Annotated in this window: 14 protein-coding genes; 12 read left to right on the forward strand and 2 right to left on the reverse strand. The window is 46.9% G+C overall.

The features are described 5' to 3' along the window. The first annotated feature begins 200 nt into the window (after positions 1-200). Complete coding sequence (locus tag AB432_RS12865) at positions 201-800, forward strand: genetic competence negative regulator (protein ID WP_007723994.1); 600 nt, start codon at positions 201-203, stop codon at positions 798-800. Between the two features lie 73 nt (positions 801-873). On the opposite strand, the gene AB432_RS12870 is transcribed toward AB432_RS12865, so the two are convergent. Continuing rightward, entirely contained in the window at positions 874-1617 is a 744-nt protein-coding gene (locus AB432_RS12870; protein WP_048032612.1) for a PIG-L deacetylase family protein, read from the reverse strand. Between the two features lie 311 nt (positions 1618-1928). On the opposite strand from AB432_RS12870, the gene AB432_RS12875 reads away from it, so the two are divergent. Continuing rightward, positions 1929-3218 (forward strand): Glu/Leu/Phe/Val family dehydrogenase, encoded by a 1290-nt coding sequence (locus AB432_RS12875; protein ID WP_048032613.1) that lies wholly within the window; start codon positions 1929-1931, stop codon positions 3216-3218. A 641-nt stretch (positions 3219-3859) separates the two neighbouring features. On the opposite strand, the gene AB432_RS12885 is transcribed toward AB432_RS12875, so the two are convergent. Further along, the gene (locus AB432_RS12885) at positions 3860-4831 is read right to left on the reverse strand and encodes an asparaginase (RefSeq protein WP_048032614.1); all 972 of its coding nucleotides are present in this window, start codon (positions 4829-4831) and stop codon (positions 3860-3862) included. Between the two features lie 82 nt (positions 4832-4913). Between AB432_RS12885 and prsW the strand changes: the two genes are divergently transcribed. The 10 genes from prsW (at position 4914) to fni (ending at position 12817) form a co-directional block, all read left to right on the forward strand. Beyond that, a complete protein-coding gene (gene prsW, locus AB432_RS12890; RefSeq protein ID WP_048032615.1) occupies positions 4914-5588 on the forward strand; it encodes a glutamic-type intramembrane protease PrsW in 675 nt (224 codons plus the stop codon). A gap of 20 nt (positions 5589-5608) precedes the next feature. Continuing rightward, positions 5609-5767 (forward strand): hypothetical protein, encoded by a 159-nt coding sequence (locus tag AB432_RS30720; protein WP_007716480.1) that lies wholly within the window; start codon positions 5609-5611, stop codon positions 5765-5767. 47 nt (positions 5768-5814) lie between these two features. Beyond that, positions 5815-6453 (forward strand): cell wall hydrolase, encoded by a 639-nt coding sequence (locus AB432_RS12895; RefSeq protein ID WP_048032616.1) that lies wholly within the window; start codon positions 5815-5817, stop codon positions 6451-6453. Between the two features lie 32 nt (positions 6454-6485). Beyond that, positions 6486-7853 carry a germination protein YpeB gene (gene ypeB / locus AB432_RS12900; RefSeq protein WP_048032617.1) on the forward strand — a complete coding sequence of 456 codons (1368 nt, stop codon included), beginning with the start codon at positions 6486-6488 and terminating at the stop codon, positions 7851-7853. Positions 7854-7971: 118 nt separating this feature from the next. Beyond that, entirely contained in the window at positions 7972-8652 is a 681-nt protein-coding gene (locus tag AB432_RS12905; RefSeq protein WP_235617736.1) for a flagellar brake protein, read from the forward strand. Between the two features lie 16 nt (positions 8653-8668). After that, positions 8669-8860, forward strand: coding sequence for a hypothetical protein (locus tag AB432_RS12910; RefSeq protein WP_235617678.1), 192 nt, complete (start codon positions 8669-8671; stop codon positions 8858-8860). A gap of 208 nt (positions 8861-9068) precedes the next feature. Next, positions 9069-9740: a (d)CMP kinase gene (gene cmk, locus AB432_RS12915; RefSeq protein WP_007716486.1), complete on the forward strand. Its 672-nt coding sequence runs from the start codon at positions 9069-9071 to the stop codon at positions 9738-9740. After that, complete coding sequence (locus AB432_RS12920; RefSeq protein WP_048032620.1) at positions 9737-10330, forward strand: lysophospholipid acyltransferase family protein; 594 nt, start codon at positions 9737-9739, stop codon at positions 10328-10330. The genes cmk and AB432_RS12920 overlap by 4 nt, the downstream gene beginning before the upstream one ends. 185 nt (positions 10331-10515) lie before the next feature. Next, the gene (gene rpsA, locus AB432_RS12925) at positions 10516-11688 is read left to right on the forward strand and encodes a 30S ribosomal protein S1 (RefSeq protein WP_048032621.1); all 1173 of its coding nucleotides are present in this window, start codon (positions 10516-10518) and stop codon (positions 11686-11688) included. A gap of 76 nt (positions 11689-11764) precedes the next feature. Beyond that, the gene (gene fni, locus AB432_RS12930) at positions 11765-12817 is read left to right on the forward strand and encodes a type 2 isopentenyl-diphosphate Delta-isomerase (protein WP_048032622.1); all 1053 of its coding nucleotides are present in this window, start codon (positions 11765-11767) and stop codon (positions 12815-12817) included. Positions 12818-12868 lie beyond the last annotated feature (51 nt).

The raw sequence follows: 12868 nt of genomic DNA on the forward strand, positions 1-12868 counted from the left end.
ACATTGATAGGCGAATGTTGCGTAGGTGTCATGGTAGCTTTGTTCCAGTAACTAAATGTGATATGATAGGACTACCCCGTATTTTCCAGTCCATCAAAAAATGGATGAATGCCAACAGGTATTCGCCGGAGAATGTGGAGAACTCTTACAGGCTTACCATCATATTTTGTAGTACGACTGGATGGCGAGGAGGGACAGTCATGCGTGTTGAACGCCTTGGTCAAGATAAAATACGAATCTTTTTAACTTTTGACGACCTCTCAGAGCGCGGGATAGAAAAAGAAGACATGTGGCGTGACATTCCTAAAGTTCATGAACTGTTCAACGACATGATGGAACAGGCTTATCACGAATTAGGGTTTGAGGTATCAGGGCCTGTTGCAGTTGAAGTGTTCGCCTTGCCAGCTCAGGGAATGGTCGTAATCGTAACACGTGGCAAGACGGGCTCAAAGGACGGCAAAGAGGAAGAATTCGAAGACGAGGATGTATACGAGCTAGAGGTCACATTGGAAGAAAGCGACTTGATCATGTATGCCTTCCGGGACTTTGAGCATATGGTTGAAGCCGCCCATCGCATTAACGCCCTTTTGACCAATGGCGGAGCTGCCTACTTCTACCAGGGAAAATATCACCTGGTGCTGGAGGAAGTCGACTTGGATCAGGAGCGTTATCACAAGTTAATTGCGATCCTCTCTGAGTACGGAGAAGCGACGCCGATAACGATTTATGTGTTGGAAGAATACGGGAAAGTGATCGTTGCCGACGATGCTGTAAAAGAAATATGCAGGCATTTCACGTAATCGAAAAAGAAATGTCTGGGAATATAAAACAGCACCTAGTCAACCAACTAGGTGCTGTTGCTGTCTGTACAGATTATGCTAGGCCATCAAAAAAATCAGCCTCTTTACCCTGAATGGTATAGTTCGGAAGGCTGTGCCAAGCCAAGATGTAATGATTGTTTGGCGGAACAGAATAATGCTCGCCTTTTGTTACACCTGGGAAAACACGCTCTACTGATAGGTGCTGTGTTCTGTGCGCCCGCAAGGCATCTGCTACTTGTGGCATGTATTCAGGACCGTGAATGATGGTCGTAATGCTCTCGAGTGGATCCGTAAACGGAGGCTTTATCGTACCAAATCCTTCCTCGGATGAACGAGTTGCATAGTAAAACTTTCGCACGCTCGTATCTGGGCCTAAAGAAAGGACAGCCTGAGTGGTAGCATGACTAATCGCCAAATGGTCAGGATGTCCGGAGATGCCGTGTGGTGCAAACGTGACGACGATCTCTGGTTGAGTCTGCTGAATGGCTTGGTGGATTCGAGTAACAAGCTCATCTACGGGCACTGTGTTTAGGAACTTATCCTGGTATTCCCAGACTTCTACCTGATCGAAACCGAGTATGGCGCAAGCGTCGCGAAGCTCTTGCTCGCGAAAACGAGGGAGTTCTTCCGGTGTGCATAAAGGTGGTTCACCAGCTTTCCCTGCTTGCCCTTTTGTTGCACACAATAAATGAGTGCTGGCCTTTTTTGTTTTACTATATTTGGAAATGGAAATCCCACAAGCAAACGTTTCGTCATCGGGATGGGCAAAAACAAACAAAATAGACTTTTTTTTCATAAAAACACCTCCATGAATAAACTTCCACCTTTACTTTTTCCATTATGGCATAAATCCACTAATTCCGTAATGAAAGAAACAAGTTTGGGGACAATATAAGCATGATGGGACGCGTTTTTGAAGCTGTTTGTAAAAATGCATCCTGTAAAAGCGGTTTCAGAAATGATTGGTAAATAATTGAATGATTATGCAAAACAAGGCACGAAAACGTTTTCGAAATGGAAAAAAAACATTTTTAAGCTTCTCATAAATGATACAAGCGTGTATACTAAAGGCGGCATTGACCGAAAACATTTTTGAGGTGGTAAGTAATGGGTAATCAAGACGTGGTAACCGAAAGCACCGAAGGGAAAGAAAAGCAAGAATCATTGAACTTGCTCCATTCAACTCAAACGGTGATCAAGGAAGCACTGGAGAAACTAGGTTACCAAGAATCGATGTTTGAACTCTTGAAGGAACCGCTACGCGTTTTGACTGTACGTATTCCGGTTCGCATGGATAATGGCGAAGTAAAGGTATTTACGGGCTATCGTGCACAGCACAACGATGCAGTAGGTCCGACCAAGGGGGGCATTCGTTTCCACCCGGAAGTTACTGAGGATGAAGTTAAAGCACTTTCTATCTGGATGAGCCTCAAAGCAGGTATCGTCGATCTGCCATATGGCGGTGGTAAAGGCGGTATCATTTGCGACCCGCGTGAAATGTCCTTCCGTGAATTGGAAAGACTGAGCCGCGGTTACGTTCGCGCAATCAGCCAGCTTGTGGGCCCTACTAAAGATATTCCGGCTCCGGACGTCTTTACGAACTCACAGATCATGGCATGGATGATGGACGAATATAGCCGTATCCGTGAATTTGACTCGCCTGGTTTCATTACGGGTAAACCAATTGCGCTGGGTGGTTCCCATGGCCGCGAAACAGCTACTGCAAAAGGTGTAACCATTTGCATCCGTGAAGCAGCAAAGCGTCGCAACATCGACGTAAAAGGTGCTCGCGTAGTTGTACAAGGCTTTGGTAACGCTGGTAGCTACTTGGCAAAATTCATGCATGATGCAGGCGCTAAAGTTGTAGGTATCTCTGATGCATACGGTGCGCTGCATGATCCAAACGGTTTGGATATCGACTACTTGTTGGATCGTCGTGATTCCTTTGGTACAGTTACAAAACTGTTCAACAACACGATTTCCAACAAAGAGCTTCTTGAACTGGAATGCGACATTTTGGTTCCGGCAGCAATCGAAAACCAAATTACAGCTGCAAATGCTCACAACATCAAGGCGTCAATCGTAGTAGAAGCGGCAAACGGCCCAACTACACTGGAAGCGACCAAGATTTTGACTGAGCGTGGAATTCTTCTGGTTCCAGACGTACTTGCTAGTGCTGGTGGTGTGACTGTTTCCTACTTCGAGTGGGTACAAAACAACCAAGGCTACTACTGGTCTGAAGAAGAAGTAGAAGAGAAGCTGGAAAAAGTAATGGTTCGTTCGTTTGAAAATGTATACTCCATGTCTCAAACTCGTCGCATTGACATGCGTCTGTCTGCTTACATGGTTGGTGCCCGCAAAATGGCTGAGGCTTCTCGCTTCCGCGGTTGGGTATAATTTTTCAAACAACCCTCCATATATTGAGAAAACATGGCTTCGCCGTTTTGGCGGGGCCTTTTTTATTGGGGCGCGGGATGTGGCTGTGGTGTAGAGAAGAATATTTCCAGGCTAGGCTCCAGGCTTCGTCCTGCTGGGGGTTGAGACTGTCCGCTCCGAAGGGATTCGCGGGGAAACGCAAAAGTGGTAGCCGCTTCGAGGTAGGAGCACGGTTGCGTTTCTTTTGCCCGCGAATCCCTTCTCCGCTTGGTAGGACTCCACAAGTCGCTACGCCTGGAAATATTCTTCTCTAGCGTAACGGATCACATTCTTCAATCTTTTAAGGCATTTAAAACTCGGTTAAACATGGGAAGCTCGTAGAGGAAACAGGAGAAATAAGCGAAGATCTTAGGGACACCGACCGAGACGCAATGCAAAAAACGAAACACGCCTTTAAGCGTCCACCTCTGAAACACATCCTGATGGGACAACTTTGGACGCGGTTTCGCTTTTTGCATGGAGTCGTACAGTCAATCCCACAGCGGGTGGCCCTAGAATCTGAGCGTTTTCTCCTGTTTCCTCCCCACCACAACAGCATCGTACAAAGTGTTTCCAAAGATAAAAAAACCTCCTGAAGAACCAGGAGGCTTAAGTCATATGATTTACTGGTCGAACAACAGCTGTAGCTCTTTGAAAGTCCGCGTTTTTTGCAGTGTTACAATTAACTTGAGACGAGCCTTTTGCCCATTTAAGCCATTGGAGAAGATGATGCCCATCTCTTTTAGCTTGCGGCCTCCACCCTCGTAATCATAGATATCCTGCACCTGGCCGTTGTAGCAGCGGGAGACAAGCACGATGGGAACGCCTTTGTCGAGTAGTTGCTGCAGGGTAGGGATGATAGCGGGAGGAAGATTTCCTAAACCAAACGCCTCTACAACCAGTCCGTCAATCGATTGCTCCAGCAAAAATTGAAGCCAGGAAGGGTCCATGCCTGCAACGGCTTTGATCAAAGGAACATTCGCATCAGCATTGGAAATCGCATAGTGCTCACGATCCAATGGAGAATGGTGATACTGCACACTTTTTTTGGCAATGGTTCCAATCGGACCGTATTGTGGGGATTGGAAGGTAGCGACATTGCTTGTATGTGTCTTGGTTACGTGACGTGCTGCGTGAATTTCGTCATTAAAAACAACGATAACGCCTTTGTTCAGGCTTGCGGGGTCAGCGGCTGCACGAACGGAAGAAATAAGATTGACCGGACCATCAGCCCCGAGCTCATTGCTGCTGCGCATGGCTCCGGTAACGACAATCGGGACGTGAACCGATAAAGTCAAGTCGAGAAAGTATGCGGTCTCTTCCAACGTATCAGTCCCATGCGTAATGACAATGCCATCGTAGTGATCATGTTGAAAGGCTTCCTCAATATCGAGTCGCAGTTGATTCATGATCGCAGGTGTCATGTGAGGGCTAGGCAGGTTGAGTACATTTTTCATGGTGACTTCCGCGTATTTTTCTAAAAAAGGAAGAATTTTGTTGACTGCTTGATCATCCAATGGCTTTACGCCTTCTGAGTCATCGACAGACATGGCAATCGTGCCGCCTGTATTCACTACCAAAATTTTTTTTGACATGATCTCTCTCCTGTAGCGGGTTTTCATCAACCAGTATTCATGGTACGATGAACAATAGTCTTGTGTAAAGGAGTAATAAAAGATGATTGCTTTGATCGGCGCGGCAGTTGCCCCCGGTATCGCCATCTTAAGTTACTTTTACCTGCGTGACAGTCTCGAACCGGAACCGATTTCGATGGTGATCCGGTCGTTTATCTTTGGTATGCTGCTGGTCGTACCGATTATGGTGCTCCAGTACATCATGCAGAATGAATGGAACTGGCGGGATGGCATTGTCGCGGAAGTTTTCCAATCCGCTGTCGTGGAAGAATTTTTTAAATGGATGGTCATCTATTTTACGGTTTATAAACATTTGGAATTTGATGAGCCATACGATGGTATTGTTTATGCGGTTGCGGTGTCACTTGGTTTTGCTACGTTGGAGAATTTGTTCTACCTTATTATCAACGGAACGAATATCGCCATCTGGCGAGCTTTTCTGCCGGTATCCAGCCATGCGTTGTTTGCAGTGTGGATGGGCTATTATCTCGGACGGGCCAAGTTTTCCAAGGACGCCAAACATGAGCGGCTTTTTTTATGGATGTCGATTACCTTGCCGATTGCCTTGCATGCCCTGTACAACGTGATTTTTTTGGCAGTGCAAAACTGGTTGGTAGTGATTGTGCCATTCATGCTCGTCTTGTGGTGGCAGGGCTTAAAAAAGGTACAAAGAGCACACGATTTCGGTTCTAAAAATCTCTCTTCACGTCCACAATAGACGGTAAGGAGGAGACGTACGTGCTAAAAACCGAACGAGCAAAAGTGACAATTCAATGCAATGTATGTGGAGAAAAGTTTACACTGCGTGGTCATCGAGAACCTGGAGGGCAAATAGAAACAGGGTTCAAGCAATGCCTGTGTGACAACGATAAGCATTTTCGGATTGACGAGTCCTGATCTTTTCCTTTCCCAACTGAAAAAGCGTAACAAATCTAGGTGGGCCGATGCAAATAGCATCGGTCTTTTTCTATATCCAGATTTACATGCATAATCCATTCTTCCTCCACCAACACTATGCAAAGATTTCAATACATGCCAAGGAGGATTCAGCCGTGCGTACAATCTGGATCGCAGGTGTGTTGGTGATGTTGGTAGCAGTGGGCTTGAGTGGATACAAGGTTGTCTGGAAAGAAAAGAATGTAGCCGCCGTACAAGAAGAGCAGATAGCTGCACCTGCAGCAAAGAAAAATACGGCCAAAACCAAAGCCAGCTTTCATCCTTCGCGGGTTTCTGACAATGATTTGAAAATCATGGCGAATGCTGTTTACGGGGAGGCGAGAGGAGAGCCGTTTGAAGGGCAAGTAGCTGTCGCAGCCGTTATTTTGAACCGCGTCAAGAGCCCTACGTTTCCTGATACACCCTCGGCTGTGATATTTGAACCACGCGCTTTTACAGCAGTTGCTGATGGTCAAATATGGCTTACACCGAATGAAAGCGCGACGAAAGCAGTGAAGAATGCACTAAACGGCTGGGATCCGACAGGAGGGTGCACGTACTATTTTAATCCAGATACAGCAACATCCGGTTGGATTTGGACCAGGCCGCAGGTCAAAAAGATCGGGAAACACATCTTTTGCAGATGATGGATGCGTAACCAAAGGAGGAGTGGCAAGGGATGGTATATGGAGCAACAGCACGCGTGTTATTTCCCGTTGCCTTGGTCGCCTTAATAGGCGCTGGCGTGTGGGGATATCAGGAGCATAATGAAAAGAACTCGGTTCTGATCAAAGCAGAAAACTCATATCAACGGGCTTTTCACGATCTCACATATCACGTGGACAAGCTGCACGATGAGCTTGGCAAATCGCTGGTGGTCAACTCGCGCAGGCAAATGACACCCATTCTGACGAATGTTTGGCGGCTTTCCTATGCGGCACAAGCGGATGTCGGACAACTTCCGCTGACCTTGATGGCGTTTAACAAAACCGAGGAAATGCTGTCGAGGGTCGCAGATTTTTCCTATCGTGTCGCTGTGCGTGACCTGGACAAGCAGCCATTGAGTCAGAGTGAATACAAGACATTGAAGAGTCTGCACACCCAAGCAAAGGATATCCAGGATGATCTGCGCAAGGTACAAACCCTCGCGATGGACAAACAATTGAGGTGGATGGATGTCGAGACGGCATTGGCCACCAATAAAAACAAAGAGGACAATACGATCATCGATGGCTTCCAAACCATTGAGAAAAAAGTGCAGGAATACCCTGATTTAGACTGGGGCGTCGGGATACAGAGTCTCGATAAGAAAAAGCAGCAGCGAATCAAAGGGATCGATGGCAATCCAGCCACCAAAGAGGAAGCAGAGAAGAATGCACTTGCGTTTCTCGGGTTGAAGCCAGGAGATGCGAAAGTAGAAGTAAACGAGAACGGTAAGGGGCAGGAATACTCGGCGTATAGCGTACATGTCACGCCAAATGGACACAAGACAGGCATTAACCTCGACGTCACCAAACGCGGCGGTAAAGTGGTTTGGATGATGAACGAACGTGCGGTTGGCGAGGAAAAGCTGGACATGAAGCAGGCAGAAGAAAAAGGTCGAGTGTTCTTGCGCGACCATGGATTTGACAATATGCAGGTCTCCGAGATTGACAGCTACGACCGCAACGCACTCTTTACGTTTGTACCCGTTCAGGATGGTGTCAGAATTTATCCGGACGGGGTGGTTGTAGAGATTGCGTTGGACAACGGTGATGTTACTGCTTTTAACTCGACGGAGTATCTGTTTAATCACAAAAAGAGAATGATCTCCGAGCCCCGTCTCTCAAAAGAAGAAGCAAGGAAAAAAGTCAATCCGAGCGTAAAAGTGACGGATCAGCGCCTTGCCCTCATCGAAGGGAAAAACGATGGAAAAGAAGTTCTGACGTGGGAAATGACGGGCAGCTTTGAAGGAAATTCGTACATGGTCTACATCAACGCCATGAATGGAGAAGAAGAAGAGGTTGTGAAAATGGAAACAGGATCAGGACAGAACGAAGGACAATAGAGTTTAAAAAATCATGGGGAAAGCTAGTTTTTTAGCGGCTTTCCCTATTTGCTGATTCGAAACAAAAGGGTATATAATGGAAAGGGTGATAGGGAAGGGGAGGAACAGTTACATTATGATGCTTCCACGAATAGGACAAACAATAAGACTAAACTTCACGAGTTCCTCAGAAGAAACGGAGCTGCAAACTTTCAAAAGCCGTGTGGCTGATTTGAAGGACGATGTAGCTTCCATCGAGTTGCCAACCAGCGAAAACACTGGACGGACTGGGGTATTTCAACCAGGGACAGAATGCTTGGTTTGGTATGTTGGCGAGGATGGCTCACGCTATGAATTCCGCTCTGCGATTGTCGGCAGGCAAAACAATCACATTCCTGTTCTGCTTTTGCAACTGCCGGCGAAAGAGGAGATTGTGCGCACACAGCGACGAAACTACTTGAGAATTGACACTACAGTAGACATCGCAGTCAAACTGGACGATCCGATTCGACGCTATCATTTTCTAGCACGAACGCTGGATATCAGCGGTGGAGGGCTGTCTTTTAGCTGTGAGGAAAGCTATCATTTGAAGGAAAAAGACAACTTGCACGTCTGGATTTCCCTTCCAAGCAAAAATGGACAGGTTCAACATGCTTTTGTAGAGATGGAAATCGTCAGACAAAAACCGGCGGAAGAAAAAGGTTTGCACCAATGGATTTCGGGTAAGTTCACCCAAATCAGTGAGCAAGATCGGGCAAAAGTGGTTAGAGCGTGTTACGAGAGACAGCTAGAGCTTCGCAAAAAAGGCGTTGTGGATTGACGCTTCATCTGAGGAAGTGACCCTATTGACCAGCCAGTACAATGATCGTTTTTGCAGCTTTTCCAAACGGGTAGAAAAAGGCATCATGATTGGAATTGTCGTATGTGCGATTGTACTAACTATAGGCGAAGTTCTCATTCAGTACGTACCCGCAAGACTAGTATTAATTGAAACAGAGCGCTTGGAAGGCGTGTCAAGTGAGCCCTAAAGGTTTGCGCATGCTTCCATACTATGGTACTATTATAGATAACATAGAAAACGGTCTTGAATCGTTTTTTGTAGACCGCGAGTGGTCACAGCCAAATTCGAAAAACGCAATATCGTTTTTCATCACACAAAGAATGGGAAAGGGCTTCGACAGAAGCTTTTCTTGTTTTATTCCCATCCGAACTAACGTACATAGCAGGTGAGAAGTAATGAACATTGCCATTGATGGACCAGCGGGAGCAGGCAAAAGCACTGTCGCCCAAAAAGTAGCGGGACAACTGGAATACGTGTACATTGACACAGGTGCCATGTATCGTGCCCTCGCTTGGGCAGTCCACCATCATCAGCTCCCTATCAACGATGAGTCTGCAGTTTCCGAACTTTTGCAAAAAAACAAGATTCAACTGGTTCGGGAAAACGGACAACAACATGTATACTGGAATGAAATCGATGTCACGAGCTGGATACGTTCCACAGAAGTGAGCCAGTACGCCTCCATTGTAGCGAGCTACGGTTCCGTACGTGAACAAATGCTTGTACTCCAGCGGCGATTGGCTACTCAAGGTAATGTCGTCATGGACGGCAGAGATATCGGTACTCATGTTTTGCCTGATGCAGATGTGAAGATTTTTCTGACGGCCTCCATCCAGGAGCGTGCAGAACGCCGCTGGAAGGAACTTCTCGCAAAAGGTACCCAGACAGACTTGGCAGAGCTGGAAAAAGAAATTGAAGAGCGAGATCGACGGGACATGCAGAGAGAAGTCGCACCGTTGCGCCAGGCGGAAGATGCCGTTTTGGTAGACACAACAGGAATGACCATTGATCAGGTGGTCGATCGCATCTTGCAAATCTGCGAGCGAACGGGAGAGTCAACCCATTGAGTTACTATCGTTTATTCAGAGGTTTTTTTCGCATCATTTTTTCGCTTGTCTTTCGTTGGCAAGTGATCGGGCGTGAACATATACCTAAGGAAGGCCCAGTGATCCTTTGTGCCAACCACATTTCTTTGTGGGACCCACCTCTTCTCGGGAGTGGTATCGAGCGTCAGGTTCATTTCATGGCCAAAGAAGAGCTTTTCAAAATTCCGGTCTTATCCTTTCTCATTACCAAATTCGGTGCATTTCCGGTCAAACGGGGTGCAGGAGATCGTGCGGCGATTCGCACGACTCTCAAACTGCTGGAAGATGGAAAAATCTTTGGAATCTTTCCTGAGGGAACCCGCAGCAAAACAGGGGAACCAGGAGAAGCGATGCCGGGTGTAGCGATGTTCGCTCTCAAATCAGAAGCTGCGGTCATTCCGGTAGCCATTATCGGGCCATATCGACCGTTTCGTTCCATTAAGATCGTTTACGGTAAACCGATCGATCTGACTCAACTGCGCGAGGCCAAAGCAAGCGCTGATACGTTGAAGGAAGCGAGCGATCTGATTATGGAGAACATCAAGCAATTACGGAACCAGCATCTCTCTTAGCAAACGGTATAGAATTGCTAAAGGGACGAATACTAAATCTGCTGGAACTTACTGGCTTCATCAGTACTAACTGCCAGCCATCAGGCGACAGTTAAAAATATACATGCTCCCGCTTCATGTAGTGAGGTTGCTTACAACCTGTACATAGACGTTTGGGACTGGATGGTATTAAGGAGGTCTTTTGAATGATGGAAGAAACGAACGTAAGCTTGACGGATGCAACAACCATTTCCGTAGGAGATGTCGTAAAAGCAACCGTAACAAAAGTTGAGGACAAACAAGCGCTTGTAGATCTAGGTTACAAGTACGATGGTCTGATTCCTATCAGCGAACTGTCTCCACTGCATGTTGAAAAGGTATCTGATGTAGTTGCGGTTGGTGATACTTTCGAAGTGAAAGTCATCAAGCTAAACGACGAGAAAGAAGAGCTCGTTGTTTCCAAGAAAGCCGTAGCGATGGAATCCTCTTGGTCTGATCTTGAGCAGAAAATGCAAGCGGGTGAAATCATCGAAGCGACTGTAAAGGAAGTAGTGAAGGGCGGCCTGGTTGTTGATGTAGGCGTTCGCGGCTTCATTCCGGCTTCTATGGTAGAGCGTCATTTTGTTGAAGATTTCTCTGATTACAAAGGCAAAACATTGGCTTTAAAAGTAGTAGAAATGGATAAGGAAAAGAATAAAGTTATCCTGTCCCACAAAGCGGTTTTGGAAGATGAAGTAAAAGTGCAAAAGCAATCCATTATGGATAAAATCCAAGTGGGTCAAGTATTGGAAGGAACGGTTCAGCGCATGACCGATTTCGGCGTATTCGTGGATATCGGTGGAGTTGATGGATTGGTTCACGTATCTGAACTTGCTTGGAACCGTGTAGATAAGCCGTCCGATGTTGTGAAGGAAGGCGACAAGGTACAAGTGAAGGTCCTCAAAATTGACCGTGAAAACGAGCGCATTGGCCTTAGCATTAAGGAAACGCAAGCAGGTCCATGGGCGAACGTAGCAGAAGATTTCAAAGCGGGCTCTATTTTGAACGGAACGGTTAAACGTTTGGTATCCTTCGGTGCATTTATTGAGCTGGCTCCTGGAATCGAAGGCCTCGTACACATCTCCCAAATCGCAAATCGCCGAGTGAATACACCGGGTGAGGTGTTGAAAGAGGGCCAAGAAGTACAGGTGAAAGTTTTGGATGTTGTTCCGCAAGAACAGCGCATTAGCCTCAGCATCCGTGCAGTAGAAGAAGACCGTGTGGAGCAGGCAGAACGTGCGAGCAAGCGTGAACAGCAACAATTCACGCAAGAAAACAACCAACCAATGGGCGTGACATTGGGTGAGTTGTTTGGTGACCTGAAAGACAAGTTCAAGTAAGCTAAAAAGTAGGATTCATGGGGATACGCTCTGGCGTATCCCTTTTTTCTGGGAGTGAAAGTCTAGGAGGGGTACAATGGATCGTCGCTCGATTAGAAAACTGGACCATATTCGAAATGCTCTTGTCACTGGGGAAGATGCTGCGAATAGCTTTGATGATGTTAGTTTTGTTCCGAATAGCTTGCCGAATACTGCGTTTGCTGAATCCTCACTGGACACCGAGATCGCATCCTTGCGACTTTCCTCACCGATTATGATTAATGCGATGACGGGTGGAGCTGGTGGGACTACGCAGATTAATCAAAAACTGGCGATCATTGCGAGGGAACGCAATCTGGCTATGGCAGTTGGCTCACAAATGGCCGCACTGCGTGATCCGGAGGTTATGGATAGCTATCGGATTGTCAGAAAGGAACATCCACAGGGAATTCTGTTTGCAAATGTTGGGGCGGAGGCGACAGTGGAGCAGGCAACAGCAGCAGTGGAGATGATAGAAGCGAACGGACTGCAAATCCATCTGAATGTCATGCAAGAACTGTTGATGCCTGAGGGAGATCGGGATTTTCGCGGCTATCTCGAGCGAATTCAAGCGATCAGCGAGAGCCTGGATGTGCCGGTTCTTGTCAAAGAAGTCGGTTTTGGCATGGCAAAGGAATCAATCGAGAAGCTAATGGAAATCGGGATCAGAACAATCGATGTGGGTGGAAGAGGCGGAACAAATTTTGCTCAAGTCGAAAATATGCGAAGTGATCATCCTCACGCCATGTTCGAGGATTGGGGATTCACGACGGTGGAGAGTTTGCTAGAAGCGAGTACTGTCGGTCATCCGGGAATGTCGTACATAGCAACAGGGGGTGTTCGTCATGGACTAGATGTAGTCAAAGCTGCTTCTTTAGGTGCGTCTGCTGTCGGGATGGCTGGGGCAATGCTGCGTCTGGTACAACGCGAATCTCTGGAAGAATGCTTGTCTACCGTCGACAGATGGCATCATCAAATTCGTGTGGCGATGACGGCACTAGGTATCAAAGGTCTGGCAGAAGCGGTTTGTACTCCTGTTATGATCACGGGAAAAACAGCGGAGAGAGCTAGGCTTCGCCACATGCAATTGGAGAGACTGGCGCAACGTTAGTATGTGGACGAGCATTCGATTCATGAAATTTCCTTAGTTGAGGCATACTTT

Source organism: Brevibacillus brevis, assembly GCF_001039275.2.
Taxonomy (GTDB): Bacteria; Bacillota; Bacilli; order Brevibacillales; family Brevibacillaceae; genus Brevibacillus; species Brevibacillus brevis_C.

What these genes read in the sequence shown, in the direction of transcription:
- AB432_RS12865 (WP_007723994.1), top strand. Translation starts at nt 201, where the DNA reads ATGCGTGTTGAACGCCTTGGTCAAGATAAAATACGAATCTTTTTAACT.
- AB432_RS12870 (WP_048032612.1), bottom strand. Translation starts at nt 1,617, where the DNA reads ATGAAAAAAAAGTCTATTTTGTTTGTTTTTGCCCATCCCGATGACGAA.
- AB432_RS12875 (WP_048032613.1), top strand. Translation starts at nt 1,929, where the DNA reads ATGGGTAATCAAGACGTGGTAACCGAAAGCACCGAAGGGAAAGAAAAG.
- AB432_RS12885 (WP_048032614.1), bottom strand. Translation starts at nt 4,831, where the DNA reads ATGTCAAAAAAAATTTTGGTAGTGAATACAGGCGGCACGATTGCCATG.
- prsW (WP_048032615.1), top strand. Translation starts at nt 4,914, where the DNA reads ATGATTGCTTTGATCGGCGCGGCAGTTGCCCCCGGTATCGCCATCTTA.
- AB432_RS12895 (WP_048032616.1), top strand. Translation starts at nt 5,815, where the DNA reads ATGCAAATAGCATCGGTCTTTTTCTATATCCAGATTTACATGCATAAT.
- ypeB (WP_048032617.1), top strand. Translation starts at nt 6,486, where the DNA reads ATGGTATATGGAGCAACAGCACGCGTGTTATTTCCCGTTGCCTTGGTC.
- AB432_RS12905 (WP_235617736.1), top strand. Translation starts at nt 7,972, where the DNA reads ATGCTTCCACGAATAGGACAAACAATAAGACTAAACTTCACGAGTTCC.
- cmk (WP_007716486.1), top strand. Translation starts at nt 9,069, where the DNA reads ATGAACATTGCCATTGATGGACCAGCGGGAGCAGGCAAAAGCACTGTC.
- rpsA (WP_048032621.1), top strand. Translation starts at nt 10,516, where the DNA reads ATGATGGAAGAAACGAACGTAAGCTTGACGGATGCAACAACCATTTCC.
- fni (WP_048032622.1), top strand. Translation starts at nt 11,765, where the DNA reads ATGGATCGTCGCTCGATTAGAAAACTGGACCATATTCGAAATGCTCTT.